We start from the raw sequence: 24657 nt of genomic DNA on the forward strand, positions 1-24657 counted from the left end.
TGGATTTCGCGCCAAGGCAAGGCGCAAACCGCAGCGATAGCCGTAGCTATCGCGAGGATTTGCAACGCGGCCCTGGCGTGAAAGGCACGGTTTTATTGGCATTTATTTGCGGGACAGGACACTAGCGGCGCGGAGGGCCTCGGCGGAGGGTTTTGGGGGTGGAGGTGGTGCCCGTCGCCTTGTGGGCCATCTGCCGTGTGCGGGGGCGCAACACGGGCTTGAAGCGGGCGCGCTCCCGGCTGGCGCGGTGGCCGCGCCATAGCCAGGCGAGCGCCAGCATCAATACCACCGCCCAGGCGGTCACCATGCGGGGGTTGCCGGCCAGCCAGGACACCAAGAAATCGACATACTCCATGGGGCGCAAGCTATCACAGCACGAATGCCCGTTGCATGGGTGTAAACAATCATCAACAAATGTCCGAATGCCGGGATTTGCTGAAACCCTTGGATACACTCCAACCATGAGCGACCTGACGGCCACCACGACCGAAGCGCCTTCGCACGCCAAGGCCTTGCTGCAGCTGTGCAGGCGCCTGGAACGTGCGTGGACCCTGTCCGACATCCTGGATGCGGTGTCCCCCGTGGCGGAGCAGGTGCTGGGCTATCCCCATTGCTGGCTGGGCGTCTATGGGCTCAAGCCGGGGTTTGTCTCGATCCTGTTGCATTCCAGCCAGATCAGCGACCCGGCGTTCGCCCGGGCCGTCGACACCACCGAAATCCCCATTGCCGGCGACAGCATGGTGCAGGAGATCATGGCTGCGGACCACGTGGTGGTGGTGGCCGACGCCCGCACCGACCCGCGCACCAACAAGGAGATCGTGGCGGCGCTGCACAACCGCACCATCATCAACATCCCCTTGATCCTGGCAGAGCAGCGGCTGGGCGCGGTGGGCATGGGCACCTATGGCGATGCGGAAGGTGTGCGCCCGCCCTTGCCCTGGCAGATCGATTTCATGCAGGCCATGGGGGCCCATGTGGCCGTGGCCATGGACCGGGTGCGCTTCATGCAGGCCCGCAAGGACGCCGAGGACGCGCTCTACCACGAGAAGGAGCGCCTGCAGGTCACGCTGCACTCGATCGGCGATGCGGTGATTTCCACCAATGCCCAGGGGGATCTGCTCTACATCAACCCGGCTGCCGAGGCGCTGACCGGCTGGAGCCTGACCGCTGCCGTGGGCAAGCCCTATGGCGAGGTGTTCCGGCTGCTCGGGCCCGAGGGGGCCGGGGAACCGGCGCCCGACATGATGGCCGGCGCCATTGCCGCCGCGCAGGCCCTGCGCTACCCGGAGCTGCAACTGCAACCCCTGCAGGGCGGCCGGGTGCTGGTGGAGGCGACGGCATCGCCCATCAAGGACGCCGATGGCGAGGTGCAGGGCGCCGTGCTGGTGTTCCGCGACGTGACGGAGCAGCGCCGCCTGAGCCACGAGATCGCCTACCAGGCCCTGCACGACGAACTGACCGGTCTGGGCAACCGGCGTGCATTCGAGCGGGCGTTGGCCTGCGCCTTCGAAGGGACGCGGGGCACGGCACGCCACGACGTGGTGTGCTACCTGGATCTGGACGAATTCAAGGTGGTCAACGACACCTGTGGCCACACGGCAGGCGATGCCATGCTGCGCGAGATATCCGGCCTGTTTGCCAGCCTGCTGGACGAGCAGGACCTGCTGTGCCGCATCGGCGGGGATGAATTCGGCATCCTGCTCACGAAGCGCAGCGTGGCTTCTGCCCTGCAGCTTGCCGACCGGCTGCAGCAAGCGCTGGCCCGCTACCACTTCGTGTGGCTGGAGCAGCGCTTTGGCGTGGGCGTCAGCATCGGCATGGTGGCGTTCGATGCCCAGACCGAAAGCGTGGGCGCCTTGCTGCAGGCCGCGGACAGCGCCTGCTACGTGGCCAAGGACGCGGGCCGCAACCGCATCCATCTGTACGCCATCGACGACCCTGCGCTGGCGCAGCGCTATGGCGTCATGGAGTGGGTGAGCCGCATCGAGCATGCCCTGCTGCACGACCGCTTCGAGCTGTTCGCGCAACCCATCGTGCCGCTGCAGGGCGGGGATGAGCAGGGCCTGCATTGCGAGATCCTGCTGCGCATCCGCAGCGAGCAGGGCGAGCTGGTGCTGCCGGGCCGCTTCATGCCGGCGGCCGAGCGCTACCACCTGGCCGCCCGCGTGGACCGCTGGGTGGTGACCCATGCATTGCGCTGGGTGGTGGAGCAGCAGGACCGCATCGGTCAGTGCTCGATCAACCTGTCGGGCCAGTCGCTCGGGGATGCGGCCTTCACCGCCTTCGTGCTGCAGGCGCTGCAGCATGCCGATGTGCCGTGCTCCAAGCTGTGCTTTGAAATCACCGAGACGGCAGCCATCAGCAACCTGCACACGGCCAACCACTTCATCGAGGCCTTGCGTGCCAGCGGCTGCAAGATCTCGCTCGATGACTTTGGCAGCGGCCTGTCTTCGTTTGCCTACCTGCGCAACCTGCCGGTCGACGTGCTCAAGATCGATGGCCAGTTCGTGCGCGACATCGACCGCGACCCGGTGAGCCTGGCCATGGTCAAGTCCATCCACGAGATCGGCTGCCTGATGGGCAAGCGCACCGTGGCCGAGTTCGTCGAGAGCCCGGCCCTGGTGGGCATATTGCAGAAGATCGGGGTGCACTATGCCCAGGGCTATGCCGTAGGCCACCCAGTACCGCTCGCGCAGGTGCTCGAGGGGCACCGGGCTGTGCTCCCATGACATCCGCCCGAAGGCGCATCGACCCCTGGCGGCGTTCTGCGCTGAACGGCCGGTACGCCATGGCGCCGCCCGCGCAGGCATGCGTGTTGCATGCAGCGTGCGCGTAACCGGAGCAAATGAGGATGCGTGCCTTCCAGCTGTCTCTGCGGACCGCCATTGCAGTGCCTTTTGCGGCGCTGTTCATGGCCACGGTCGTGCTGCAGGCAGTCACGCAGCACCGGCAGATCAGCCAGCTGATCGACCAGGAGAGTGTGCGCGTGCTGGAGGCCCTGACCAGCAATTCGCGCGCGCGCCTGGCGGAATTCCTCGAAACCCCTTTTCTGATCCAGAGCACGGTGGCCGACGCTATCAGCCGCCATGGCCTGTACCAGGAAGGCAACCTGCGCCCTGTGTACACCCACCTGCGGGGGGTGTTTTCCGACCTGTATGCCGGGCAGCAGCAGATCAGCCTGCTGAGCTTTGGGAGCCGGGCAGGGGAGTACACCGGCATCCGCCGCGAGCCCGGCGAGGGTTTTCGGCTGATCCTCAAGGATGCCACGACGGGCGGCATGATGAATGTGTACGAGGACGATACGCTGCGCAAGGTGGCGGCGGCCTTTCCCAACTACGACCCGCGCGTGCGCCCCTGGTATGCCCCAGTGGCCGGGTCGGGCCAGCCGCGCTGGTCGCCCATCTACACCACCGCCGGGGAGCGCGGGGACATCACCATTTCGGCGGCAACCCCTGTGGTGGCCGATGGCAGCCTGCTGGGCGTCATGGAGGCCGATGTCCGGCTGGACAGCCTGAACCGCTTTCTGCGCGAGGACCCGCTGCGCGGGCAGGGGCAGATCTTCATCGTCGATGCGCAGGGCCTGATCGTGGCCCATTCGGAGCCGGGCTCGGTGCTCGGCGAGCGGCGCAATGCCGCCGGCCAGCGGGAGCGCCTGCGCATTTCGGAAAGCACCAGCCCCCAGATCCGCACGGCCGAGAGCTACCTGCGCGAAGTTCCGGCCGCTGCCGGTGGCAGCTTCCACTTCCAGCACCTGGATGCGCGCTACTTCGGCCGCGTCACGCCCTATGCGGACCGGCGCGGCATCGACTGGCGCATCGTGGTGCTGCTGCCCGAGTCGGAGCTGCTCGGCGACACCCGCAGTGCCGGCCAGGGAGCGTTGCTGGCCGCCGGGGCCATTGCCATCATCGGTCTGCTGCTCGGCCTGTGGGTGATCCAGTGGGCTGCGCGGCCCATCCTCAGGACCGCCGAGGCGGCCAACCGGATCGCGCGGGGCGATTGGGACACCGACATCGCCGCCCCCAGCCCCTTGCGGGAAACCACGGTCCTGGTGCTCGCCTTCAATGAAATGTCACACCGGCTGCAGCGCTCGTTCCTGCAGATGCAGGAGCTGCTCACCCACGACAGCCTGACCCAGCTGCTCACGCGCCGGGGGCTGCTGGAGCAGGTGCAGTGGGCGGAGCCCAAGCGCGCGGTGCTCAGCCTCGTGGGGCTGAACGCCTTTCGCGCCATCAACGACAGCGTGGGCTATGGCACGGGTGACCGCATGCTGCAGGCGGTTGCCAACCGGCTGCGCGGGCATTTTCCCGCGCCCGTGCTGCTCGCCCGCGTGGGTGGGGACGAGTTTGCCCTGCTGAGCCTGGTGGAGGAGGGGGAGCAGTCTGCGGAGCGCTTTGGCAAGGCTGTGCTGGGCCTGTTTGCCACCCCCTTCTCGGCGGGGGCCGACGAGGTCATGGTGCATGCCTCGGTGGGCCTGGTGGCGGGACATCTGCGCGGGGAGGAGCTGGCGGAGTGGCTGCGCAACGGCAGCATCGCCCTGGGTGAGGCCAAGCGCCATGGCCAGAGCCAGTGGATGGTGTTCGAGCCCGGCATGGCAGACCAGTCGATGGAGCGCACGCGGCTGGCGTCCGAATTGCGGCAGGCCCTGGACAAGGACCAGTTCCTCGTGCACTACCAGCCGGTGATCGACCTGACCACAGGCCGCGTGACGGGTGCCGAGGCCCTGCTGCGCTGGCGCAGCCCCACGCGCGGCATGGTGCCGCCGGGTGTGTTCATCGCCATGGCCGAGGAAAGCGACCTGATCCTGGCGCTGGGCGACTGGGTCATGCTGCGGGCCACCCGGGACATCGCCCAGCAATTGCCGCAGTTGCCCGACGACTTCGGCCTGCATGTCAATGTGTCGGCGCGACAACTGATCCAGTCGGACTTTGTCGAGCAGGTGCAGCGCACGCTGGAGGCCAGCGGCCTGCCGGCGCGCCACCTGACGCTGGAGCTCACCGAATCGGTGCTGATCGAGGGCGACGCCGTCACGCACCAGCAGCTCTCGCGCCTGCGCGCACTGGGGCTGAAGATCGCCATCGACGACTTCGGCACGGGCTACTCGTCGCTGGCCTACCTGAGCCGGCTGCCCTTCGACTGCCTGAAGATCGACCAGACCTTCGTGCGCGACCTGGTCGAATCTTCCCAGAACGCCGCCATCGTCACGGCCGTGCTGCACATGGCCAAGGGCTTTGGCGTAACCGTGGTGGCCGAGGGCGTCGAGACCGAGGCCCAGGCCCGGTGCCTGCTGCAGATGGGCTGCGGCAGCGCCCAGGGCTACTGGTTCGGGCGCCCGGCGCCGCTGGAGCACATGAACCTGGCCCAGCGCAACCTGGATGGGTCGGGCCAGGGTTTGAAATAGGCCTGCGGGCCGGCAAAAGGCGGCCCCTCGACGCCCGCAGTGGGGAACCGGCTGGCGGCCTCAGGAGCCGGCGTCGATCAGCTCCGCAATGCGGGTGTGGCCCAACCTTCTGGCTTGCTGGGCCGCGCTCAGGCCTTCATGGTCCACCAAGGCGGGGTTGGCGCCCAGGGCCAGCAGCCTCTGGACCGTGGTGGTCTGGCCGTTGGCGGCGGCGAGCATCAGCGCCGTCCTGCCCAGATTGTCGCGGGCGTCGATGGCGGCGCCTTGGGCGATGAGGCTTTCGACCTCTGGGGTACGGCCTGCGCGGGCCGCTTCACGCAGGCCGTCCGGCAGCGCGGCGCTGCTGCGCCCGCTGTCGGCGCGCGGGGCGGCCGCGGCCAGGCGGTTGTCCGCCGCACCGTCTCGCCGCAGGCCGCTGCCCGCTGCTGCTGCCTGTGCCGCAGGCCGCGCGGGTTCTGGCAGGTACGAGCGAGCGGCTTCAGCGGCCGCTGCAGGGGCTGCCGCCGAAGGAGACGGTGGCGGTGGCGCCGCCGATTTCGCGACCGCTGCATCCTGGGCCGCCAGGCGCTCGCGCATTTCCGTGCGTGGGGGCGTGGAAGGCAGTGTCGGCGCGGCGGCTGGGGAGGCGGGGAAGCCCGACACGGCGCCGACGTTCCCTGGCGCTGGTGGAGCTTGGGCCTCCTGGATGGCGGGGGCCGGCGCCGTCTTGGCCAGCGGCCGGGTGGGCCCTGGCGCCGGTGCGGCGGGCTTGTGGGCCTGGGGCCTGGCCAGTGCGCTGGCCTCCTCATGGGCGCTGCGTTGCAATGGCGCGGGCGCGGAGGGCTCGGGAGCGGCGGCCGCAGGGGCTTGTGGCGTGGCTGCAGGTGCCGGCGGCGCAGTGGCGGGTGCCTGCACGCTGGCGGAGGGGGCGGCGCGGCGCTGGCCGTAGGCGATTTCCTGCTCCTCGGGCGTGCCGCGCTGGAACTGCAGCAGCAGCAGGCCGGTCAGTCCCACCACGGCGACGGTGGCCAGAGCCGATACCTTCCAGCGCGACTGGTTGGCGGCAGGCTGCTGGGGGGCAGGGGAGGCGGGCAGGGCGGCCGTGGCCGCTGCCAGCATCTGGGCATGGGCACGCACGGCGTCGCGGACATGGGCGCCGGGGCGGGCACCGTCCTGTTCGCTGGCTTCGCGGTACCGCTGGGTCAGCTCGTCGTCCCGCGCGCTCATGGTGCAAACTCCTGTAGCTGTTGGCGAAGGCTGGTGCGCGCATAGCGCAGGCGGCTCTTGGCGGTTTCAAAATGGACGCCGGTCGTTTGCGCGATCTCCTGCACGCTGAGGTCGCCTTCGGCCTGCAGAAGAAAGGCCTCGCGCTGCTCGAACGGCAATTGCTCGACCGCAGCGATCAGGGCAGCCGCCTGCTCGCGCGACTGCAGCTGCCGCACCGGGCCGAAGCCGGAGTCGGCCGCCAGCGTGTCGGCCAGGCCGGAGCCTCCTGCGCCGCTGCCGTCGCCGTCGTCCGCATCCAGGCTGGCGTGGTTGCGGGTGGTGCGCAGGTGGTCCACCAGCCGGTTGTGGGCCAGGGTGAACAGCCAGGTGCGGAATTTCGCCTTGACTTCATAGCTGGCTGCGTTGCGCGCCACGGCAAACCAGACGTCCTGCAGCAGGTCGTCCGCCACCGCCTGGACCTTCACGCTGCGCAGCACGAAGCGCCATACGGCCAGCTCGTGCCGGCCGTACAGCGTGTCGAACGCGCCCATGTCGCCGGCCGCATAGCGCAGCATCAGCGTCTCGTCGGCATCGTCGGGGGACTGGGCGGTCTGCACCTGCGCATTATGCGGGGGCCTCATCCCCCGGCGAAGCTGGGCTGGGGTCGGTCACCTGGGGTCGGGCACATAGGAAACCGCATCCGACTGGGGAAAGGCGCGCGGGATCGGCGGGCGCACCGGTTGCTCGCGAATCACGCCGTAGGCCACCAGGTTCTCGCGGCTGTCGTAGCGGATGCTGATGACTTCGTTGGGGCGCTCCTGCATGCGCGTGAAGCTGGTGTGCGAGACCACGGAGGTCTCGCGCTGGCCATGCGCCGTGCCAAGCTTGGCCGATGGCGCCGGCGCCGCCTTCGCCAGGCTGCCTGCGCCAAGAGCGCGCGCTGAGGACTCGGCTTCCTGCGCCGGGGCCGGTGCGGCTGCGGCGGCCGGTGCGGCTGCGGCGGCAGGTGCCGCCGGCTCCTCGCGCAGGCGCCCCAGGCCGGCACTGTCATTGCTGCTGCTGTCGCGGCGCTGGCTGTAGGGCTCGGGGGTGACCACGGGTGCCGGCAGGGGCTGCTGCTCACGGAACAGCGCCACGCCGATCACCCCCACATTGGCCGGGCGGCCGGTGCGGCCCGCATAGGAGTTGGCGACGCTGGAGAACTCGAACGCGGCGACCGCGCTGCTGCTCTTGCGCCAGCCGGTGATCTGGTAGCGCTCATAGGCCGAGAACACATAGCCGCGCTGGTCCCACGCCGCGGTTTCGCCGCTAAGCACGTTCACGCCATCCACCGACGGCACGGCCAGCACGCGCTCGCCGGTGCGGTTGTGCACGGTGACGGCATAGCGCGCGCCGGGCCGGCCGGCCACCCAGTATTCGCCTTTGGCGTAGTGCACCGGCAGCGTGGCGCCGGTATCCCGGTCCACGATGGTGACGTCGGCCAGGCGGCCGATGGCCTGGGCAGGCAGGCCGGCCAGCGACAGCATGGCGGCCAATGCCGTCAGTGCGGGAAGGATCAGTGAACCGGATTTCATGGCAGCTCCATCAATCAAAGTGTTGGTACTGGGTGAAACGAACGGGGCGGAGAAATGGGGTTGAAGATGCGCAAAAAAATTTCCGATGCCCCGACGGCGTGGTGGGGAAGGGCGCTGACAGGTAGCAGGCAGGCCACGCCCGGAGCCGCGTTGATCCGGGAAACCCCTTACGCACCCGACAGCGCATTGACAGGTGCAGGCAGCAAACTGGCCCAAAACCATCCAACAACGAGAGTTCCACCATGTCCGTACCGTTCTCCTTCGCCGCCCGCCTGCGGCGCACTCCGCTGTCGCTGGCCAGTGCCGTGGCTGCTGCTTCCCTGCTGTGTGCGTCGCCGGCCGCATCGGCCGCCGACTCCGAGGTCGACACCTTCAAGAGCATCTACAAGCAGCTGATAGAGATCAACACCACGGACTCGGTGGGCAGCACCACGGAGGCCTCGCAGGCCATGCGGCAGCGGCTGCTGGACGCGGGGTTTGCTCCGGGCGACTTCGAGGTCATCGAGCCGTACCCGCGCAAGGGCAACCTGCTGGGCCGCTACAAGGGCACGGGACAGAAGAGGCCGCTGCTGCTGCTGGCCCACATCGACGTGGTGGAGGCCCGCCGCGAAGACTGGAAAACCGATCCCTTCAAGCTGCAGGAGGTCGACGGCCGCTACATCGCCCGCGGCGCCATCGACGACAAGGCCATGGCCGCCTCCTACGTCTCTGCGCTTGCACAGTTGCGCCGCGAGGGCTTCAAGCCCAACCGCGACATCGTGCTGGCGCTGACAGCGGACGAAGAGTTGGGGGATTCACCGGCCAACGGGGCTTCCTGGCTGCTCAAGAATCGCCGCCAGGACGTCGACGCGGAATTCGGCATCAACGAGGGCGGCCGCGGCGAACTCAAGAACGGCAAGCCCCATGCGCATGTGATGCAGATCGGGGAGAAGACCTTTCTCCAGTACCAGTTCGAGGCCACCGGCCCGGGCGCGCACAGCGCCCGGCCCACCCCGGCCAACACCATCTACGACCTGGCCGAAGCCCTGGTGCGCCTGCGGCAGTACCGCTTTCCGGTCGACATCAACCCGGCGGCGCGCACCTATTTCGAACGCAGCGCCCCCATGCAGGCTGAAGACGTGCGTGCGGATTTCCTGGCGGTGGCGGGCGGAAATCCGCCGGCCGACGTGGTGGAGCGGCTGTCCAACCGCGGCCCCATCATCGGCCTGCTGCGCACCACCTGCGTGGCCACCATGGTGCAGGCCGGCCATGCCGTCAATGCGCAGGCCCAAAGCGCCAAGGCCACCATCAACTGCCGTGCACTGCCCGGCCAGGATCTGGAATTCGTGGAGCAGAAGCTGCGCGAGATCGCAGGCCCCAAGGTCAAGGTGACGCAGCAGGTGCGCGAAGAGCCGGCACCCGGTTCGCCGCTCAAGCCGGAACTCATGCAGGTCGTCGAGTCCATCAGCGGTAGCATGTGGCCAGGGGTTCCCGTGGTGCCGACCATGGGGGTCAGCACCACGGACAGCCGCCATTTCCGCGCTGCGGGCATCCCCATGTACGGCGTGTCCGGACTGTTCGTCGATCCCGACAAGACGGGGGTGCACGCCCTTGACGAGAACATCGGCGTGGCCGAACTGCTCAAGGGCCGCGAGTTCATGTACCAGCTCATCAAGCGCCTGGCGTCCCAGCCTTGAAGGATCAAGGCTGGAGCATCGGCGGTTCCCGTGTCTGGCCGCGCAAGGCCGGTGGGAACCTCAGTTGCGAGCGGCCGGGTTTGGCGGGGCTGACACGTGCAGCTTCAGTCATGCTGATTGCAGTGTCCGCCTAGCCACCTCTGTCGATTCGAAGGGCGAGAATGACCGAGGTGTTTGTTCTAGTGACTCCCTCGATCTCCCCAATTTGATCAAGCAGCACGTCAAGCCGCGCCGTGTTGTCTGCCCGAAGGGTGGCCATGTAGTCAAACTCGCCGCTCACCGATGCAAGCTGGAGCAATTCGGGAAACTTCGTCAGCTCCCTGATGACTTCTTTGCCAGCTTTGGGCTGCACCACGATGCCCACAAATGCCTGTACGCCCCGTGCGACCGCTTCGCCTCCGAGGCGCACCGAGTAGCCACCGATGAGGCCGTTTGCTTCGAGTCTTGCAAGACGTGCCACGACCGTTGTTCTGGCCACGCCGAGCTTGCGGGCCAGGTTGGCGGTGCTTTCACGCGCGTTGGCCTGCAGCAGCGCAATGAGTTCCCGATCGAATTTGTCGCGTAGCAGTGTTTCGGGAAGGTTTGTCGGCACGTTCAGGCGAGGGGCAGAAGTCAAAAAAGATGGAGGGTGACGATTCGGCGGTATTTTCTGTCATTTCGGCGATGAAGAGGGATATTTCGTCGAACTCATGCTTTTTTTCGTCAGCGGGTTTCGGAACACTGGGGTGCATCGCCTCTACCCACCACGTTCCTCAAGGAAACTCGCATGAAAGTAGCTCTTCTCGGCGCAGGCCACATCGGCCAGACCATTGCCCAACTGCTGCACACCAGTGGCGACTTTGCGTTGACGGTCTTCGACCGCGACCAGGCAGCATTGGATCGGCTGGCCCAAAAGGGCATCCGTACCACGTGCATCGACACATCAAGTGCCGAAGAACTCACGAATGCCCTGGACGGACACACCGCAGTGGTCAATGCGCTCCCGTACCACCTGGCGATTTCTGCTGCCCAGGCGGCCTTGCGCGCCCGTTGCCACTACTTCGATCTGACGGAGGACGTGGCGGCAACCAAGGAAATCAAGCGTCTCGCACAGGACGCTGAAACTGCGTTCATGCCGCAGTGCGGCCTTGCCCCGGGCTTCATCGGGATAGTGGCCCACCACCTTGCCAGCGGCTTTGAGGCTCTGCACGACGTGAAGATGCGTGTGGGCGCGCTTCCGGCGTTTCCCACGAATGCGCTCAAGTACAACCTGACGTGGAGCGTGGATGGCCTGATCAATGAATATTGCCATCCGTGCGAGGCGATACACGATGGTCGGGTGATCTCGGCCCTGCCGCTGGAGGGGCTGGAGCACTTTTCGCTGGACGGGGTGGAGTACGAAGCCTTCAACACGTCTGGCGGTCTGGGGACCTTGTGCGAGACGTGGGACGGAAAGCTGCGCAACCTCGACTACAAGACGGTGCGCTACCCAGGGCATCGTGCGTTGATGCAATTTCTGCTGGACGAGCTGCAACTCAAGAGCGACCAGGACACGCTCAAGACCGTTCTTCGGCGCAGCATGCCCGCCACCATGCAGGACGTGGTGCTGGTGTTCGTCACCGTCTCAGGAACCAAGAACGGCTCGCTCGTGCAGGAGGTATTCGCGCGCAAGATCTTCGCCGAGCGTGATGGCGCATACCCGTTGTCCGCCATCCAGATCACAACCGCTGCGGGGATCTGTGCGGCCCTGGACCTGTTTCGGGAGCAGAAGCTGCCCCAGCGCGGGTTCATTCGCCAGGAGCAAGTGGCCCTCCCGGACTTCCTGGCCAATCGCTTTGGCCGGGCGTATCAACAGTACCGCCAGGTTGAATCGATTGGTTGAGTAGGGCGGGGCAGCCGCCTTGGCGCAAGCCATCGGTCCCTTCACATGCTTACGGCAACAAGCCAAAATTGTAAGACTGTATCCAATTGACTGCCGGCTTGGTCAAGGATGCATGAGCTTCGCGAGCGTTACCAACGTGCTGCTGACGTGCTCGCGGACCACTGCTTCGATCAATTCCGGGCGCTTGCGGCGCAGCGCGTCGATGATGAAGCCGTGCTCCTCGCGGCTTGGCCTGGGTTTGTAGGTCGACTGCAGCCATAGCCGCATATGGGGCTCGATGCACACGTGAAGCGCCGCAATCTGCGCCACCAGCCGCGGACGCGCGCTCAAGCCGCACAGGTACAGGTGGAAGTCGCGGTGCTCGGTCACCCACGCGGAAAGATCTTCTGCGCACCGGTCCATGGCGTCCAGCCGTCGCTCCAGTTCATCGATGTCTGCAGGGACGATCCGGTCCAGCGCAGCGGTTGCTGCCAGACCTTCGAGCACCGCACGCATCTCGAACACCTCGATCGCCTCTTGGTGGTTCAGGCCGCGCACCACCGCACCGCGGTTGGGGCGGATGGTCAGCAGTTCTTGCGTTGCAAGGCGCCGGAACGCCTCGCGCACCGGCATTCGGCTCATCCCCAATTGCGACGCAATTTCCTCGGGCACCAAGCGGTCGCCCGCCTTGAACTGGCCCATGCGGATTCCGTCAAGGAGGAAGCGATAGGCTTCTTCCTCGGCCGTGGCGGGGCTGGAAAAGGGTGTAAGCATGCTGGCCATTCACTTTGATTGGATACACGAATATACTTTGAGGCATGCAGCCCCTTGACTGGTCGTTCCCCTATACCTCGCAAAAGATGCCACTGCTCGCGGCCAATGCCGTGAGCGCCAGCCAGCCTTTGGCGGCACAGGCCGGTCTGAGTATGCTGTACCAGGGGGGCAACGCCATCGATAGCGCGCTTGCTTGCGCGATTGCGCTGACGGTGGTCGAACCTGTCATGAACGGCATAGGCGGCGACATGTTCGTGCTGGTGTGGCACGAGGGCAGGTTGCATGGTCTGAACTCCAGCGGAGGCGCGCCCTCGCTCTGGACGCCGCAGTATTTCGGCAGGCATGAAAAAATGCCGGAGAAGGGCTGGGATTCGGTGACCGTGCCGGGCCAGGTTGCGGGATGGAAGGCGCTGTCGGATCGCTTTGGCAAACTGCCTTTTGCACGCCTGTTCGAGCCGGCTGTTCGGTACGCGCGGGAAGGCTTCATGGTTTCGCCGCAAATTGCGAGGCAGTGGGCCAACCAGATTCCACGACTGATCGACCAACCGGGCTTCCGCGATGCGTTCACATGGGATGGGCGCGCTCCTCGCGCAGGCGAGCTTTGGCGGTTTCCAGCGCAAGCCAGGACACTCGAGCTCATTGCCGAGAGCGGCGGCGAGAGTTTCTACCGGGGCGAACTCGCCGAGAAAATCGAAGCGTTTGCCAAGCAGTGCGGCGGTGCGCTGCGCGCAACCGATCTCGCGGCGCACCGGGCCGAATGGGTCGAACCCATCGAGCAGTCGTTTCGCGGCTACACCTTGCACGAGATTCCACCGAATGGCCAAGGGCTCGCAGCACTGATTGCATTGGGCATCCTGGACCACTTCGACCTGGCAAGCATGGGAGTGGACAGTGCCGACTACTACCACGTGGGCCTGGAGGCGATGAAGCTGGCCTTCGCCGACCTCCACCAATATGCTGCAGATGCGCCTGCCATGTCGCCTGTCTCTGCGGCGCACTTGCTCGACGCGGCCTATCTGGCGGAGCGCGCCAAGCTCATCGACATGAAGCGCGCGGCCAATCCAGGCCCCGGCATGCCGAAAACCGGCGGAACGGTCTACCTTGCGTCAGCGGATGCGGCTGGCACCATGGTCTCTTACATCCAGTCGAACTACCATGGCTTTGGCTCCGGCGTGGTCGTTCCAGGCACCGGCATCAGTCTGCACAATCGCGGCGAAGACTTCAGCCTGGTCTCGGGCCATCCGAATCTCGTTGCTCCGGGCAAGCGGCCACTGCACACCATCATCCCGGGTTTCATCACGCGCGATGGCTCACCCGTGATGGCGATGGGCGTCATGGGCGGCTCGATGCAGGCACAAGGGCATGTGCAGATGGTGACACGGCTTGCCAGCTTCGGACAAAACCCGCAAGCCATGAGCGATGCTCCACGGTTTCGCGTGGAGCCAGGCCCCACGGTCACGCTGGAATCGCATGTCCCTGGCGATGTGCCGGACTCCCTGCGCGCCCGCGGACACAGCGTCACTGTCGCGCAGCGTCAAAGCCTGGACTTCGGGTCAGCCCAGCTGCTCTACAAGGCGGAGCACGGGTACATCGCAGCATCCGACTCGCGCCGGGACGGACAGGCGGTTGGCTTTTAGCAGCAGCGGTGCCAGATCAATCCAGCCTTTGAAACTGCACGCATCACTGGCGCACCGGATTCCCCTTCCATCAACCGCAACAGAGCAACAAGCCAGGAGACACCCAGAATGAAGCGACGAATCTTTTCCGCAGCAGCTGCAGCCTCAGCACTCTCACTGGCTTTGCCGGCATCTGGGCAAGACCGGACCCTGAAGCTCATTGTCGGGTTCGCGCCCGGTGGCTCATCCGACCAATTGACGAGAATTCTTGCCGACAAGCTGCGCGCTTCGCTGGGACAAAACGTCGTCGTAGAGAACAAACCGGGCGCATCGGGGCGGGTGTCGATGGCTGAGCTCAAACGATTGCCGCCGGATGGGCAAACCCTGGTCATGGCCACCAGTGGCACGCTGGTGGTGGCTCCCTGGCTCTATCCCAATCTGCCGTACGATGCCGTGAAGGACTTCACGCCGATCGCGCGTGCCGCGAGCTTCGACTTTGCCCTCACGATCGGTCCTGCAGGTCCCCAACGCGATATCAAGCATGTGCTGGCCTGGATGAAGGCGAACCCTGACAAAGCCAACTTCGCCACCTCGGGAGCCGGAACATTGGGCCACTTTACGGGCGTGCTGCTTTCGCAGACCACGGGCGTCAATCTCACGCACATACCTTACAAAGGGGGCGCACCCGCAGCGCAAGACCTGGTAGCCGGGCTGCTCCCGCTCATGGTGGACACAGCCTCTGAGACCTTGGAGCATCACAAGGCGGGCAGGGTGCGGATTGTCGCGGTGACTGGACAGGAACGCTCCAGCGCTTTGCCCGACGTGCCTACGTTGAAGGAAGCCGGAATCAACATGACTGCGGATGGGTATTTCGGCCTGTACGGTCCTGCGGGAATGCAGCCGGCAGTCGTGCAGCGCATCGAGCGGGCCGTCGCCGAGGCGCTTCGCGCCCAGGATGTGCGGGACAGGATTTCCGCGCTGGGGTTGGTTCCGGACTACCTGGATTCATCCGGGCTCAAGAAGCTGCAAGCCGAGCAGCTCAAACGCTGGGAGCAGCCGGTGAAGGCCTCTGGCTTCAAGCCAGACTGACCAAGCGTTCGTCTGAAACCTCAGTTGCGTGTGGCCGCGTTCAGCCGCCGGATCTGAGGTCCGTGCAAGGTGCAACCAGCCAGATCGAGCACTGGGTGGGGCCAGGTTCAGCTCTTCTGCAGCCTGGGCATCATGACTAGATACGATGTATATTATGTTAAATCAAAGAAGCGCGATTTGAGTGATTTCTGACCAGGCATGCCAGGCCCGTCTGGCCGATCCCTCTTTGCTCCCGCCCCTTGCTCTTCTTTTCGCTTCCCGGGAATTCGAGCTCCAGACAGGTCCGATCCCGTCGCCCTATGATCGCGGCCATGCTGATCTCCCACCTCCAACGGGCGCTCCTGGTGGCGGCCGTCCTTGTCTCGACCACCGTGGCTGCCCAGTCCGCCAGGGAATCCTTCAGCGTGGCCGAGTCCAAGGCGGCCATCCTCGACACCTTGCCCCATCCCAAGGGCACCAAGTTCCGCCAACTTTTCCTGTCGGAGCATGGCGACTCCAAGGTCACGCTCTGTGGCGAGATCAATGCGAAAGACCGCTCGGGTACGTACCTCGGGTTCCGGCGCTTCATGGTGGATGACCTTGGAGAATCGATGCGGGACCCGATGGACACTGCCGCGGGCTCCTGGCAGCAATCGATCTTCGACCGTGTCTACAAACGGGCGTGCTCCGACCGGTTCAGGGACGTCAAATAGTCTAGGCCCTGTTCCTGCGCACCCTCGTTTTCGGTGCAGCCCCCGGAGCGGGCGCTGGCGGCGTTGTGGGGAGCCGGTCGCGCAGTTCGTTGAGCACGGCCAGCATGTCGCCGCTGCGCGCGTCGAGCTTCGCCTGCAGGCCTTGCACCTCGTCGCGGGCGGATTGCAGTTCCTGGGACAGGCCTGCCTTGTCGATCTGCAGCGCGCCCACCTGGGCGTCGCGCTCCCGGGTCCTGTCCATCGCATCGGCCAGGGCCTTGGCTGCCTTCTTGCCGTCGCCCTCCAGTTGCAGCGCCAGCCGCCTGGATTCCTGGCGGGCGCGGTCGACCTCGGCATGGAGCCTGCGTTCCTGGGTCTGTGAGCGCTCTTCGAGCCGGGAGCGCTCGGCGTGGTGTTCCATCTCCCTGGCCTCCAGGCGTCGCCGATCTGCATCCGCTGCCTGGCGCAGCTGCACGCCCTCGGTGCGTGCGCTGTCCCATTGCTGCTGGCAGGCCTGCAGTTGCTGCTGCAGTTCCTGGGTCTGGCGCACCAGGTCGGCGACCTGGGCATCGCGGGCCTGCATGGCCACCGCATAGGCCGCGCTGCGATCGTCCAGGCGCTGCTTTTCCCGCGCCAGCCCATCCTGCTCCTGGCGTAGTGTTTCGACCTGGGCATCCAGCTCAGCGCGGGCGTCTGCCAACTGGGCGGCCGCCTGCTCATCCGCATGCTGGAGCGCCCTGCCCCACAGGGTTTTCGCTGCCCTCATCACAGGCCCCGGCAAGGGAATCCCGGCATCGGTTGCTCCTTCCACCGGGTCTGCCGGCGCCTGCAGCCGCCTGGCCAGCGAGCCATACCACCCATCGAGCATGGGGCCCACCGTATTCGGCGAGCCGCGACCCAGCTGCAGGCGCACCCGCTCGATGGTCGGCCTTTCCCCGAGCGCGAGAACGGCGTCTGCCGCGGCCCACACCTCTTCCATCTGAACGCCGCGCGGCCCTCTCGCACTTTTCGCTTGCATTGCGCCACTCCATTCCTAAAATTACCATCGATAATTGAAGATTATCGTGAGTAAATTGTTAAATTCATAGTAAACAATACATCATATGTTTGATAAATGCAAAAAATGGCCTGAAGGAGCATGAATGCGCTTGCCAGCCCTGAAAACGCATGCCGCGCTGCAGCCTGGCGTGCTCTCGGATGTGACGGCACTCGCCGTCGATCAGCTGCTGCGCGAGGGCGAGTCCGCCAACACCCTGGCCAGCTACCGGTCGGCCCTGCGCTACTGGGCTGCCTGGTTCAATGTGCGCTACGGCCAGCCGATCGCGCTGCCGTTGCCGCCAAGTGCCGTTCTGCAGTTCGTCGTCGACCATGCGCAGCGCACGACCGCCCAGGGCCTGGCCCACGAGTTGCCGGCGGCCATCGATGCGACGCTGGTCGAAGCGGGTTTCAAGGGCAAGCCGGGGCCCATGGCGCTGAGCACCTTGCTGCACCGCGTTTCGGTGCTGTCCAAGGCCCACCAGGTGCGGGGCATGGAAAATCCCTGCCAGGACGCCAAGGTGCGCGAGTTGCTGTCGAAGACCCGCCGCGCCTACGCCAAGCGGGGAGACTTGCCGCAGAAGAAGGACGCCCTGACCAGGGACCCCTTGATGGCGATCCTGGCGACCTGCGATGCCTCCAGCCTGAAAGGGCTGCGCGATCGCGCCCTCCTCCTGTTTGCCTTCGCCAGCGGCGGGCGCCGGCGCTCGGAGGTCTCCTCGGCGGACATGAAACACCTGCGGCAAAGCGGGCCGGCCGCGTTCGTCTACACCCTTGCCCACTCCAAGACCAACCAGGCCGGTGCGGACCGACCGGAGAACCACAAGCCGATCCAGGGGATGGCGGGCGAGGCCTTGCAGGCTTGGCTGGCGGCCTCGGGGATTGCCGAGGGTGCGATCTTCAGGCGTGTGCGCAAAGGCGGCAGGCTCGGTGAAGCGCTGTCGGCCGCCGCAGTGCGCGGCATCGTTCAGGAGCGTGCGCAGGCGGCCGGGCTGCCCGATGGGTTCTCGGCGCACTCGCTGCGCTCCGGCTTCGTGACCGAGGCCGCGACCCAGAAGGTTCCCATGGCCGATACTATGGCCATGACCGGCCACCGCAGCGTGGCCAGCCTGCTCGGGTATTTCCGGGCCTCGGACGCCAGCCCGGCTGCGCGGCTGCTGGAAGAAGACGCCGAGCACTGACGCAGCCTGCTGGCTTTTCAGCAGCCGGCACCAAAGCGTGCAACGGCCTGCTGAAATTCCAGCAGTGCCCGCATTGGGGGACCGGTCCGCCATGGCCCCCTGGTGGCGGCTTCGGCGCCCCCCCTCCCCTGCCCCTTCTGCCCGTCCCGCTGGGACGTGGCCGGCTGCCGGGCCCATCCACGATTTCCGCATAAGCAGCCTCGTCGCCGTGGCACGCGGGTTGCGAAAGCGGGTGGGTCTGGTACTGCGCCAAGTGCGCCCTGCAAGCCCCGCTGAACGGGGTGGTATGGGTGCCGACAAGGCGGGTACCTGTTGATGGACACACCACTGACCCCAACGGAATGGAGAGAATCCCGATGCCCGATCTGTCGAAACGTTTTCTGCTGGCCTCCGCCCTGGCGCTGGGCCTTGTCGCCGCCCCCGTGGCTGCGCAGAACCTGGAAAAAACCGAAATCCGCTACCAAGGCTGGGCCGGCCAGGTGGCCTGGATCGAACTGGCCGAAGACCTGGGCTACCTGGCCCCGCTCAAGACCAAGTGGGTGGGCAACACCATCAGCGGCCCGCAGGACATCCAGGCCGTGGTCACCGGTGATGTGGACGTGGGCGGGGCCTTCTACGGCGCCATCGTCAAGCTGGTGGCCAAGAAGGCGCCGGTGAAGGCGGTACTGGGCTACTACGGATCCGACGACCACACCTACAACGGCTACTACGTCAAGGACGACAGCCCGATCAAGGGCCCGAAGGACCTGATCGGCAAGAAGGTGGCCGTGAACACCCTGGGCGCGCACCACGAATTCATGCTGCGCGAGTACCTGGAGCGCGGCAAGCTGAGCACTGCCGAGGCCAAGCAGGTCACCCTCGTGGCCACGCCTCCGGTCACGGGCGAACAGGCCCTGCGCCAGGGCCATGTGGAAGTCTCCACGCTGGGCGGCGTGCTGCGCGACAAGGCCCTGGAGCGCGGCGGCATCCGCCCGCTGTTCAAGGACCGCGACCTGTTCGGCAACTTCACGGGTGGCGCACTGGTGCTGCACAACAAGTTCATCGAGCAGAACCCCAACGCCAGCCGCCACCTGGTGTCGGCCCTGGCGCGGTCCATCGAATGGGCCCGCAACACACCGCCCGCCGAGGTGCGGGCGCGCTACACCAAGATCATCGAGGGCCGCAAGCGCGCCGAAACCGCCGAAGCCATCCAGTACTGGAAAAGCACGGGCGTCGCGGGCAAGGGCGGCCTGATCACCGACAAGGAGCTGCAGATCTGGATCGACTGGCTCGTCAAGGACGAGGTGATCAAGCCCGGCCAGCTCAAGGCCGCCGACCTGTACACCAATGCCTTCAACCCCTACGCCCATGGTGGCGTGGACAAGTTGGCGGCCAGCAAATGAGCAGCGGCGCCAACAGCAACCCACCACCGGCCAAGATCCGGTTTGAGCACGTGACCAAGGAGTTCACGGTGCGGGCCGACGACGGCGGCCCCGCCAAGCGCTTCGTGGCCGTGCAGGATGTCACGCTGGACATCCGGCCCGGCGAGTTCCTGGTGCTCGTGGGCCCGAGCGGCTGCGGCAAGTCGACGCTGCTCGACCTGCTCGCGGGCCTGTCGCTGCCCACCAGCGGCCAGGTGCTCATCGACGGCCGGGCCATCACCGGCCCGGCACGGGACCGGGGCGTGGTGTTCCAGCAGTACGCCCTGTTCCCCTGGCTCACGGCGCTGGACAACGTGGCCTTCGGCCTGGAGGTGGCGGGCCTGGGCAAGCGCGAGCGCCGCGCCAAGGCCGCGCACTACCTGCAGCTCGTGGGCCTGGGCGATTTCGCGCAACGCTACCCGCACGAACTGTCCGGCGGCATGAAGCAGCGCGTGGCGATTGCCCGCAGCCTGGCCTACGAACCCCAGGTGCTGCTGATGGACGAACCCTTCGCCGCGCTGGACGCCCAGACCCGCGAGACGCTGCAGGAGGAGCTGGTGGACATCTGGCAGCGCACGGGAAAGACCATTGTCTTCATCACCCACGGCATCGACGAGGCCGTGGTGCTGGGCCAGCGCGTGGCGGTGATGACCACCCGCCCCGGCCGCATCAAGGAGATCGTGGAGATCCCCGAGTCGCTGCGCGCCGACACCGATGACATCCGCTCGCTGCCCCTGTTCGGCGAGCTGCGCCACCAGATCTGGAGCCTGCTGCACGACGAAGTCGCCTCCGCGCGGCACGAACGCCGCAGCCGCATTGCCGCCCAACCCCCCCTGAAGGAATCCAGCCATGTCTGACATCGCACTGTCCGCGCCCGGGGCGCAGCACCCGAGCCCTGCGGCCTCCCCGGCTGCGCCGCCGCTGCCCACGCTCTGGCTGCGCCTGGCGCGCCGGCTGCTCAATGGCGCCTGGCGCTCCGGCCTGGTGCTGGCGCTCGCCGCGCTGTGGGAGGTGGTGCCCCGCCTGGGCCTGACCGATCCGACCTTTCTGCCGCCCCTGAGCGAGGTGCTGGCCGCGGGCTGGGTGCTGGCGCAGAACGGCCAGCTGTGGGAGCACACCTCCATCAGCCTGGCGCGCTCGCTGGGCGGGCTGGCCATCGCCACGGTGGCCGCCATCCCCCTGGGGCTGGCGATCGGCTGGTACCAGCGCTTGGGTCAGGCCGTCAACCCGCTCATCGAGCTGCTGCGCAACACCGCACCGCTGGCGCTGTTGCCGGTGTTCCTGCTGCTGCTGGGCATTGGCGAGGTGTCCAAGCTGTCCATCGTGGTCTACGCCTGCGCCTGGCCGCTGCTGCTCAACACCATCGCCGCCGTGCGGCAGGTCGATCCGCTGCTCATCAAGTCCGCGCGCACCATGGGGGCCACGCCCCGCCAGCTGTTCGTCAAGGTGATCCTGCCGGCGTCGGTGCCCACGATCTTCGTCGGCATCCGCCTGGCGGCCGCCTCGGCCATGCTGGTGCTGATCGCCGCCGAAATGGTCGGGGCCAAGGCCGGGCTGGGCTACCTCATCATCTATGCGCAGTACAGCTTCCTGATCGGCGACATGTACTTCGGCATCATCGCCATCACGGCCATCGGCGTGACGCTGAACTACGCGCTGCAAGGGCTGGAGCGGCACTTTACCGCCTGGCAGGGCACTGCGCGCTGAAGCGCAGGCATCCTCGGCCCCAAAGCACAAAGCCACTGCGCGCGAGCGCAGTGGCTTTTCTTTTGTTTTGTCCTGGCGCCTTATCCCGTACGTTTTCAGCGCAGCGAGGCGCCCAGCAGGTGGTAGCTCTGGTCCAGCCCGGCCGTGCTGCCACCCTGCTCGTGCCAGCCCACGGCCCGCCGGTAGCTGCCCCAGGCGACGGGCGGCAGCCCGGTGCCGCCCGCAAGATTGGCCAGGGGCACGGTCTGGGGCGCCACATACAGGGCATCCACCGGGCAGTACAGCTCGCACATGAAGCAGGTCTGGCAGTCGCCCTGCCGGGCAATGGCCGGAACGGCTGCCACCTCGGAGCCCGGCGCGGTGCGCGCGGCCGGGGCCGCGGCGTCGAACACGCGCGTGGGGCACACCGCCACGCAGATATTGCAGCCCGTGCAGCGGGCCGGGTCCACCAGCTCGATCATGCGGCCGCCACCTGGAGCGCCGCGGCGCCTGTAGAGCCTGTGGCACCGGTCGCCTGCTGGCCTACCCACACCTGTTGCAAGCCGCCCACGACCACGTGGTGCTGCTGGGCCGGGTCGAGCTGCGCAAAGTCGGTGCGCCGGTGCATGCCCCGGGTCTCGTTGCGCGCCAGGGCGCTGCGGTACATCCAGCGCGCATGCGCCAGCAGCGCCACGGCCTGGCGGGTGCGCCGCAGCACCTCGGGCGATGCGGGGGCGCTGCGCTCTGCCTGGACCCACAGGGCGTCGAGCCGTGCCAGGGACGGCAGCAGCCCGTCGCGGCTGCGAAACCAGTTGCGCTCCAGCGGAAACACCTCGGCCTGCACGGCGGCCACCAGGGCTTCGGGGTCGATGCGCTGTGCGCTGGCCGGTGAGCGCGCCGCCAGCCCCACCTGCCCTGCCCGCCACACGGGCGCCGCGGCCGGCGTGCTGCGGTGCACCAGGGCATGGTCGGCCGCGGCCGCACCGCCCCAGAAGCCGGTGGACAGCGCCCAGGCCGCGTTGTGGCTGCCGCCACCGGTGAAACCGCCACAGATGGGTTCGCGCGACGCCACGTCGCCGGCTGCATACAGCCCGGGCACGCGCGTTGCGCAGTCGAGCCCCTGCAACTGCAGGCCGCCGGTGCCGCGCACCGTTCCCTCCAGCCGCAGGGTGATGGGAAACGGCTGGGTGAACGGGTCCAGCCCCAGGCGGTCGAACGGCAGGAAGAAATTGGGCTGCGCCTGGCGCATCCACTGGCGCACCGCGCCATCGGCCTTGTCCAGCACGGCATGCACCGGCTCGCTGATGAGGCGCCGGGCAATGATGCTGCGGCCTTGCGCCGAGCCCGCGCCTTCGATCACGGCGCCGCCGGGGTCGCGAAAGCTCGCCCAGTTGTAGAACAGCGACTTGGTCACGCTCGAGAACGTGGGCCCCAGCCCATAGGCGCTCGAGAATTCCATGCCCGAAAAAGCTGCCCCTGCCTCGGCCGCCATCAGGTGGCCATCGCCGGTGAGCACATCGGTCCCCAGTGCCTTGCTCAGGAAGGCACAGCCCCCGCTGGCCAGCACCACGGCGCCGGCATGCACCGCCCAGGGGCGGTCGCCCGGCTCGGCCACGCCCGTGGCGCCCCGCACTTGTCCGGCGGCGTCCACCAGCAGCTCCAGTGCGGGGTGGTGGTCGAGGATGCGCACGCCGGCCTCCTTCACGCGCTTGCGCATCAGGCGCATGTATTCGGGCCCCTGCAGCGAGTTGCGCCGCTCGTGGCCGGCCTCGTCCACCGGGAAGGGGTAGCCCCAGTCGGCCAGCTGCTGCAGATTGGTCCAGGTCTGGTCGAGCACCCGGTCCATCCATTCGTGGCTGGCCAGGAAGCCGCCGACGGTTTCGCGCTGGGCCTTGGCGGCAGAGCGGGCCTGCAGGTCCGGTGGCACCCACCAGGTCCCGGTGCCCGAGGGCGCGGTGGCGCCCGAGGTGCCGCAGAACCCCTTGTCCACCAGCACCACCCGGGCGCCGCGCCCGGCGGCGGCAATGGCCGCCCAGGTGCCGGCCGGCCCCCCGCCGATCACCAGCACATCGGTTTCGTGGGTGGGTTGTGCCAGGCGCTGCGCGCCGCGGATGTCAACGGGTTCGGGCATGAAAAGCCTCCTTGGTGGAAATGGGACCGATGGGGGATCAGGCGGCCTGGCGGGCGGCCTGCGCGTAGCGGCTGGGCGGGCGCTGCAGGCCCAGGTTCTCGCGCAGCGTGGTGCCTTCGTAGGCCGTGCGGAACAGCCCGCGGCGCTGCAGCTCGGGCACCACCAGGTCCACGAACTCGTTGAGCGACTGCGGCAGCACCGGCGGCATCACGTTGAAGCCATCGGCCGCGCTGTTCTCGAACCATTCCTGCATGCGGTCGGCAATGGTCTCGGGCGTGCCCACCACCACCCAGTGGCCACGCGCTCCGGCCAGGTACTCGTAGAGCTGGCGCACGGTGAAGCGCTCGCGCCGGGCCAGCTCCAGCACCACGTGGGCGCGGCTGTTGATCCCTTTGGGCGCCTGCGGGATGTAGGGCGGCGGGGCATCCAGGTCCCAGCGCTCGAGGTCCTCCCCGGGCCAGAACGGCGCCAGCGTGGCCAGGCCCACTGCCGGGTGGATGAGCGCCTGCAGCTCGGCCCACTTTTCCTGGGCTTCCTCTTCGGTGCGGCCGATCACCGGCGAGATGCCGGGCAGCACCAGTAGCTCTTCGGGCCGCCGGCCGTACTTGGCCAGCCGGCCCTTCACATCGCTGTAGAAGGCCTGGGCCTCGGCCAGGCTGGTCCAGGCGGTGAAGATGGCCTCGGCCGTGGCGGCGGCCAGCTCCTTGCCGTCCTCGGACGAGCCGGCCTGCACGATGACCGGATAGCCCTGGGGGGGCCGCTCCAGGTTCAGCGGGCCCTTGACGCGGAAATGCTTGCCCACGTGGTTGAGGGTGTGCAGCTTGGCCGGGTCCAGGTAGACGCCGCTGGCCTTGTCGCGCTGGAAGGCATCGTCGTCGAAGCTGTCCCACAGGCCCTTGACCACGTCCACGAACTCGGTCGCGCGTTCGTAGCGCACGGCGGGGTCGGGGTGGGCCTCCTGGCCAAAGTTGCCGAACACGTTGTCGGCGCTGGTCGTCACCACGTTCCAGGCGGCGCGGCCCTGGCTGATGTGGTCCAGCGAGGCGAATTTGCGCGCCAGCAGGTAGGGGTCTTCGTAGGTGGTGGATGCCGTGGCCACGAAGCCGACGTGCCTGGTGACCGCCGCCAGCGCCGCCCACAGCGTCACCGGCTCGAAGTACGACAGCCGCCCCTGGCGGCTCAGCGACTCGTCGTTGCCGTGGTTCTGCACGCCGGGGCTGTCGGCCACGAAGACCTGGTCGAACAGGCCGCGCTCCGCGGTCTGGGCCAGCTCGATGTAGTGCTGCAGGTTCACACCGGCATCGGCCTGCGCGCCGGGGTGGCGCCAGGCCGCGATGTGGTGGCCGGTGGCCATGATGAAGGCGCCCAGGCGCAGTTGTCGTTGGGTCATGTCAGGCTCTT

The 24657-nt window shown here is 67.2% G+C and carries 21 protein-coding genes; 11 read left to right on the forward strand and 10 right to left on the reverse strand.

Translation table 11 applies throughout. From position 1 onward, the window contains the following. Nucleotides 1-121 precede the first annotated feature (121 nt). Nucleotides 122-355, reverse strand: coding sequence for a hypothetical protein (locus tag AC07PA_RS21500; RefSeq protein ID WP_494608857.1), 234 nt, complete (start codon nucleotides 353-355; stop codon nucleotides 122-124). A gap of 106 nt (nucleotides 356-461) precedes the next feature. Here AC07PA_RS21500 and AC07PA_RS21505 point away from each other — a divergent pair, with 106 nt between their 5' ends. Further along, nucleotides 462-2729: an EAL domain-containing protein gene (locus AC07PA_RS21505; RefSeq protein ID WP_494608856.1), complete on the forward strand. Its 2268-nt coding sequence runs from the start codon at nucleotides 462-464 to the stop codon at nucleotides 2727-2729. Between the two features lie 122 nt (nucleotides 2730-2851). Continuing rightward, the gene (locus tag AC07PA_RS21510) at nucleotides 2852-5398 is read left to right on the forward strand and encodes a bifunctional diguanylate cyclase/phosphodiesterase (RefSeq protein ID WP_494608855.1); all 2547 of its coding nucleotides are present in this window, start codon (nucleotides 2852-2854) and stop codon (nucleotides 5396-5398) included. A gap of 60 nt (nucleotides 5399-5458) precedes the next feature. Here AC07PA_RS21510 and AC07PA_RS21515 read toward each other — a convergent pair whose 3' ends face one another. The 3 genes from AC07PA_RS21515 to AC07PA_RS21525 are packed head-to-tail and all read right to left on the reverse strand — an operon-like array spanning nucleotide 5459 to nucleotide 8157. Then, nucleotides 5459-6604 carry an ankyrin repeat domain-containing protein gene (locus tag AC07PA_RS21515; RefSeq protein WP_494608854.1) on the reverse strand — a complete coding sequence of 382 codons (1146 nt, stop codon included), beginning with the start codon at nucleotides 6602-6604 and terminating at the stop codon, nucleotides 5459-5461. Continuing rightward, nucleotides 6601-7224: a sigma-70 family RNA polymerase sigma factor gene (locus AC07PA_RS21520; RefSeq protein WP_494608853.1), complete on the reverse strand. Its 624-nt coding sequence runs from the start codon at nucleotides 7222-7224 to the stop codon at nucleotides 6601-6603. The genes AC07PA_RS21515 and AC07PA_RS21520 overlap by 4 nt, the downstream gene beginning before the upstream one ends. A gap of 27 nt (nucleotides 7225-7251) precedes the next feature. Further along, complete coding sequence (locus AC07PA_RS21525) at nucleotides 7252-8157, reverse strand: hypothetical protein (RefSeq protein WP_494608852.1); 906 nt, start codon at nucleotides 8155-8157, stop codon at nucleotides 7252-7254. Nucleotides 8158-8399: 242 nt separating this feature from the next. Here AC07PA_RS21525 and AC07PA_RS21530 point away from each other — a divergent pair, with 242 nt between their 5' ends. Beyond that, nucleotides 8400-9833 carry a M20/M25/M40 family metallo-hydrolase gene (locus tag AC07PA_RS21530; RefSeq protein WP_494608851.1) on the forward strand — a complete coding sequence of 478 codons (1434 nt, stop codon included), beginning with the start codon at nucleotides 8400-8402 and terminating at the stop codon, nucleotides 9831-9833. A gap of 130 nt (nucleotides 9834-9963) precedes the next feature. On the opposite strand, the gene AC07PA_RS21535 is transcribed toward AC07PA_RS21530, so the two are convergent. Then, entirely contained in the window at nucleotides 9964-10425 is a 462-nt protein-coding gene (locus tag AC07PA_RS21535) for an Lrp/AsnC family transcriptional regulator (protein ID WP_007853865.1), read from the reverse strand. Between the two features lie 174 nt (nucleotides 10426-10599). Here AC07PA_RS21535 and AC07PA_RS21540 point away from each other — a divergent pair, with 174 nt between their 5' ends. After that, a complete protein-coding gene (locus AC07PA_RS21540) occupies nucleotides 10600-11694 on the forward strand; it encodes a saccharopine dehydrogenase family protein (RefSeq protein ID WP_494608850.1) in 1095 nt (364 codons plus the stop codon). Nucleotides 11695-11796: 102 nt separating this feature from the next. Here the strand turns inward: AC07PA_RS21540 and AC07PA_RS21545 are convergent, their stop codons facing one another. After that, the gene (locus AC07PA_RS21545) at nucleotides 11797-12447 is read right to left on the reverse strand and encodes a GntR family transcriptional regulator (protein WP_494608916.1); all 651 of its coding nucleotides are present in this window, start codon (nucleotides 12445-12447) and stop codon (nucleotides 11797-11799) included. 44 nt (nucleotides 12448-12491) lie between these two features. On the opposite strand from AC07PA_RS21545, the gene AC07PA_RS21550 reads away from it, so the two are divergent. The 3 genes from AC07PA_RS21550 to AC07PA_RS21560 all read left to right on the forward strand — a co-directional run bounded on the left by AC07PA_RS21550 (nucleotide 12492) and on the right by AC07PA_RS21560 (nucleotide 15844). After that, nucleotides 12492-14084, forward strand: a complete 1593-nt coding sequence (locus AC07PA_RS21550; protein WP_494608849.1) for a gamma-glutamyltransferase family protein — start codon at nucleotides 12492-12494, stop codon at nucleotides 14082-14084. A 108-nt stretch (nucleotides 14085-14192) separates the two neighbouring features. After that, entirely contained in the window at nucleotides 14193-15152 is a 960-nt protein-coding gene (locus tag AC07PA_RS21555) for a Bug family tripartite tricarboxylate transporter substrate binding protein (protein ID WP_494608848.1), read from the forward strand. Between the two features lie 311 nt (nucleotides 15153-15463). After that, nucleotides 15464-15844 carry a hypothetical protein gene (locus AC07PA_RS21560; protein ID WP_494608847.1) on the forward strand — a complete coding sequence of 127 codons (381 nt, stop codon included), beginning with the start codon at nucleotides 15464-15466 and terminating at the stop codon, nucleotides 15842-15844. Between the two features lies 1 nt (nucleotide 15845). Here the strand turns inward: AC07PA_RS21560 and AC07PA_RS21565 are convergent, their stop codons facing one another. Next, entirely contained in the window at nucleotides 15846-16841 is a 996-nt protein-coding gene (locus AC07PA_RS21565) for a DNA-binding protein (protein ID WP_494608846.1), read from the reverse strand. A 124-nt stretch (nucleotides 16842-16965) separates the two neighbouring features. Between AC07PA_RS21565 and AC07PA_RS21570 the strand changes: the two genes are divergently transcribed. From AC07PA_RS21570 to AC07PA_RS21585, 4 genes are all read left to right on the forward strand, one after another. Further along, nucleotides 16966-18039, forward strand: a complete 1074-nt coding sequence (locus AC07PA_RS21570) for a site-specific integrase (RefSeq protein WP_494608845.1) — start codon at nucleotides 16966-16968, stop codon at nucleotides 18037-18039. Between the two features lie 356 nt (nucleotides 18040-18395). Beyond that, nucleotides 18396-19421: an ABC transporter substrate-binding protein gene (locus AC07PA_RS21575; RefSeq protein WP_494608844.1), complete on the forward strand. Its 1026-nt coding sequence runs from the start codon at nucleotides 18396-18398 to the stop codon at nucleotides 19419-19421. Then, nucleotides 19418-20296 carry an ABC transporter ATP-binding protein gene (locus tag AC07PA_RS21580; protein ID WP_494608843.1) on the forward strand — a complete coding sequence of 293 codons (879 nt, stop codon included), beginning with the start codon at nucleotides 19418-19420 and terminating at the stop codon, nucleotides 20294-20296. The genes AC07PA_RS21575 and AC07PA_RS21580 overlap by 4 nt, the downstream gene beginning before the upstream one ends. Then, nucleotides 20289-21146, forward strand: a complete 858-nt coding sequence (locus AC07PA_RS21585; RefSeq protein ID WP_494608842.1) for an ABC transporter permease — start codon at nucleotides 20289-20291, stop codon at nucleotides 21144-21146. The genes AC07PA_RS21580 and AC07PA_RS21585 overlap by 8 nt, the downstream gene beginning before the upstream one ends. A 95-nt stretch (nucleotides 21147-21241) precedes the next feature. On the opposite strand, the gene AC07PA_RS21590 is transcribed toward AC07PA_RS21585, so the two are convergent. The 3 genes from AC07PA_RS21590 to AC07PA_RS21600 are packed head-to-tail and all read right to left on the reverse strand — an operon-like array spanning nucleotide 21242 to nucleotide 24646. Then, nucleotides 21242-21607 (reverse strand): 4Fe-4S binding protein, encoded by a 366-nt coding sequence (locus AC07PA_RS21590; RefSeq protein WP_494608841.1) that lies wholly within the window; start codon nucleotides 21605-21607, stop codon nucleotides 21242-21244. Continuing rightward, nucleotides 21604-23256 (reverse strand): FAD-dependent oxidoreductase, encoded by a 1653-nt coding sequence (locus AC07PA_RS21595; RefSeq protein WP_494608840.1) that lies wholly within the window; start codon nucleotides 23254-23256, stop codon nucleotides 21604-21606. Before AC07PA_RS21595 ends, AC07PA_RS21590 begins: the two co-directional genes overlap by 4 nt. A 37-nt stretch (nucleotides 23257-23293) precedes the next feature. Beyond that, complete coding sequence (locus AC07PA_RS21600) at nucleotides 23294-24646, reverse strand: LLM class flavin-dependent oxidoreductase (protein ID WP_494608839.1); 1353 nt, start codon at nucleotides 24644-24646, stop codon at nucleotides 23294-23296. Nucleotides 24647-24657: the final 11 nt, after the last annotated feature.

This window comes from Acidovorax sp. GW821-FHT09B03, assembly GCF_059418305.1.

What these genes read in the sequence shown, in the direction of transcription:
- AC07PA_RS21595 (WP_494608840.1), bottom strand. Translation starts at nt 23,256, where the DNA reads ATGCCCGAACCCGTTGACATCCGCGGCGCGCAGCGCCTGGCACAACCC.
- AC07PA_RS21550 (WP_494608849.1), top strand. Translation starts at nt 12,492, where the DNA reads ATGCAGCCCCTTGACTGGTCGTTCCCCTATACCTCGCAAAAGATGCCA.
- AC07PA_RS21565 (WP_494608846.1), bottom strand. Translation starts at nt 16,841, where the DNA reads ATGCAAGCGAAAAGTGCGAGAGGGCCGCGCGGCGTTCAGATGGAAGAG.
- AC07PA_RS21600 (WP_494608839.1), bottom strand. Translation starts at nt 24,646, where the DNA reads ATGACCCAACGACAACTGCGCCTGGGCGCCTTCATCATGGCCACCGGC.
- AC07PA_RS21575 (WP_494608844.1), top strand. Translation starts at nt 18,396, where the DNA reads ATGCCCGATCTGTCGAAACGTTTTCTGCTGGCCTCCGCCCTGGCGCTG.
- AC07PA_RS21500 (WP_494608857.1), bottom strand. Translation starts at nt 355, where the DNA reads ATGGAGTATGTCGATTTCTTGGTGTCCTGGCTGGCCGGCAACCCCCGC.
- AC07PA_RS21505 (WP_494608856.1), top strand. Translation starts at nt 462, where the DNA reads ATGAGCGACCTGACGGCCACCACGACCGAAGCGCCTTCGCACGCCAAG.
- AC07PA_RS21545 (WP_494608916.1), bottom strand. Translation starts at nt 12,447, where the DNA reads ATGCTTACACCCTTTTCCAGCCCCGCCACGGCCGAGGAAGAAGCCTAT.
- AC07PA_RS21555 (WP_494608848.1), top strand. Translation starts at nt 14,193, where the DNA reads ATGAAGCGACGAATCTTTTCCGCAGCAGCTGCAGCCTCAGCACTCTCA.
- AC07PA_RS21580 (WP_494608843.1), top strand. Translation starts at nt 19,418, where the DNA reads ATGAGCAGCGGCGCCAACAGCAACCCACCACCGGCCAAGATCCGGTTT.
- AC07PA_RS21530 (WP_494608851.1), top strand. Translation starts at nt 8,400, where the DNA reads ATGTCCGTACCGTTCTCCTTCGCCGCCCGCCTGCGGCGCACTCCGCTG.
- AC07PA_RS21515 (WP_494608854.1), bottom strand. Translation starts at nt 6,604, where the DNA reads ATGAGCGCGCGGGACGACGAGCTGACCCAGCGGTACCGCGAAGCCAGC.
- AC07PA_RS21525 (WP_494608852.1), bottom strand. Translation starts at nt 8,157, where the DNA reads ATGAAATCCGGTTCACTGATCCTTCCCGCACTGACGGCATTGGCCGCC.
- AC07PA_RS21590 (WP_494608841.1), bottom strand. Translation starts at nt 21,607, where the DNA reads ATGATCGAGCTGGTGGACCCGGCCCGCTGCACGGGCTGCAATATCTGC.
- AC07PA_RS21560 (WP_494608847.1), top strand. Translation starts at nt 15,464, where the DNA reads ATGCTGATCTCCCACCTCCAACGGGCGCTCCTGGTGGCGGCCGTCCTT.
- AC07PA_RS21585 (WP_494608842.1), top strand. Translation starts at nt 20,289, where the DNA reads ATGTCTGACATCGCACTGTCCGCGCCCGGGGCGCAGCACCCGAGCCCT.
- AC07PA_RS21540 (WP_494608850.1), top strand. Translation starts at nt 10,600, where the DNA reads ATGAAAGTAGCTCTTCTCGGCGCAGGCCACATCGGCCAGACCATTGCC.
- AC07PA_RS21510 (WP_494608855.1), top strand. Translation starts at nt 2,852, where the DNA reads ATGCGTGCCTTCCAGCTGTCTCTGCGGACCGCCATTGCAGTGCCTTTT.
- AC07PA_RS21570 (WP_494608845.1), top strand. Translation starts at nt 16,966, where the DNA reads ATGCGCTTGCCAGCCCTGAAAACGCATGCCGCGCTGCAGCCTGGCGTG.
- AC07PA_RS21520 (WP_494608853.1), bottom strand. Translation starts at nt 7,224, where the DNA reads ATGAGGCCCCCGCATAATGCGCAGGTGCAGACCGCCCAGTCCCCCGAC.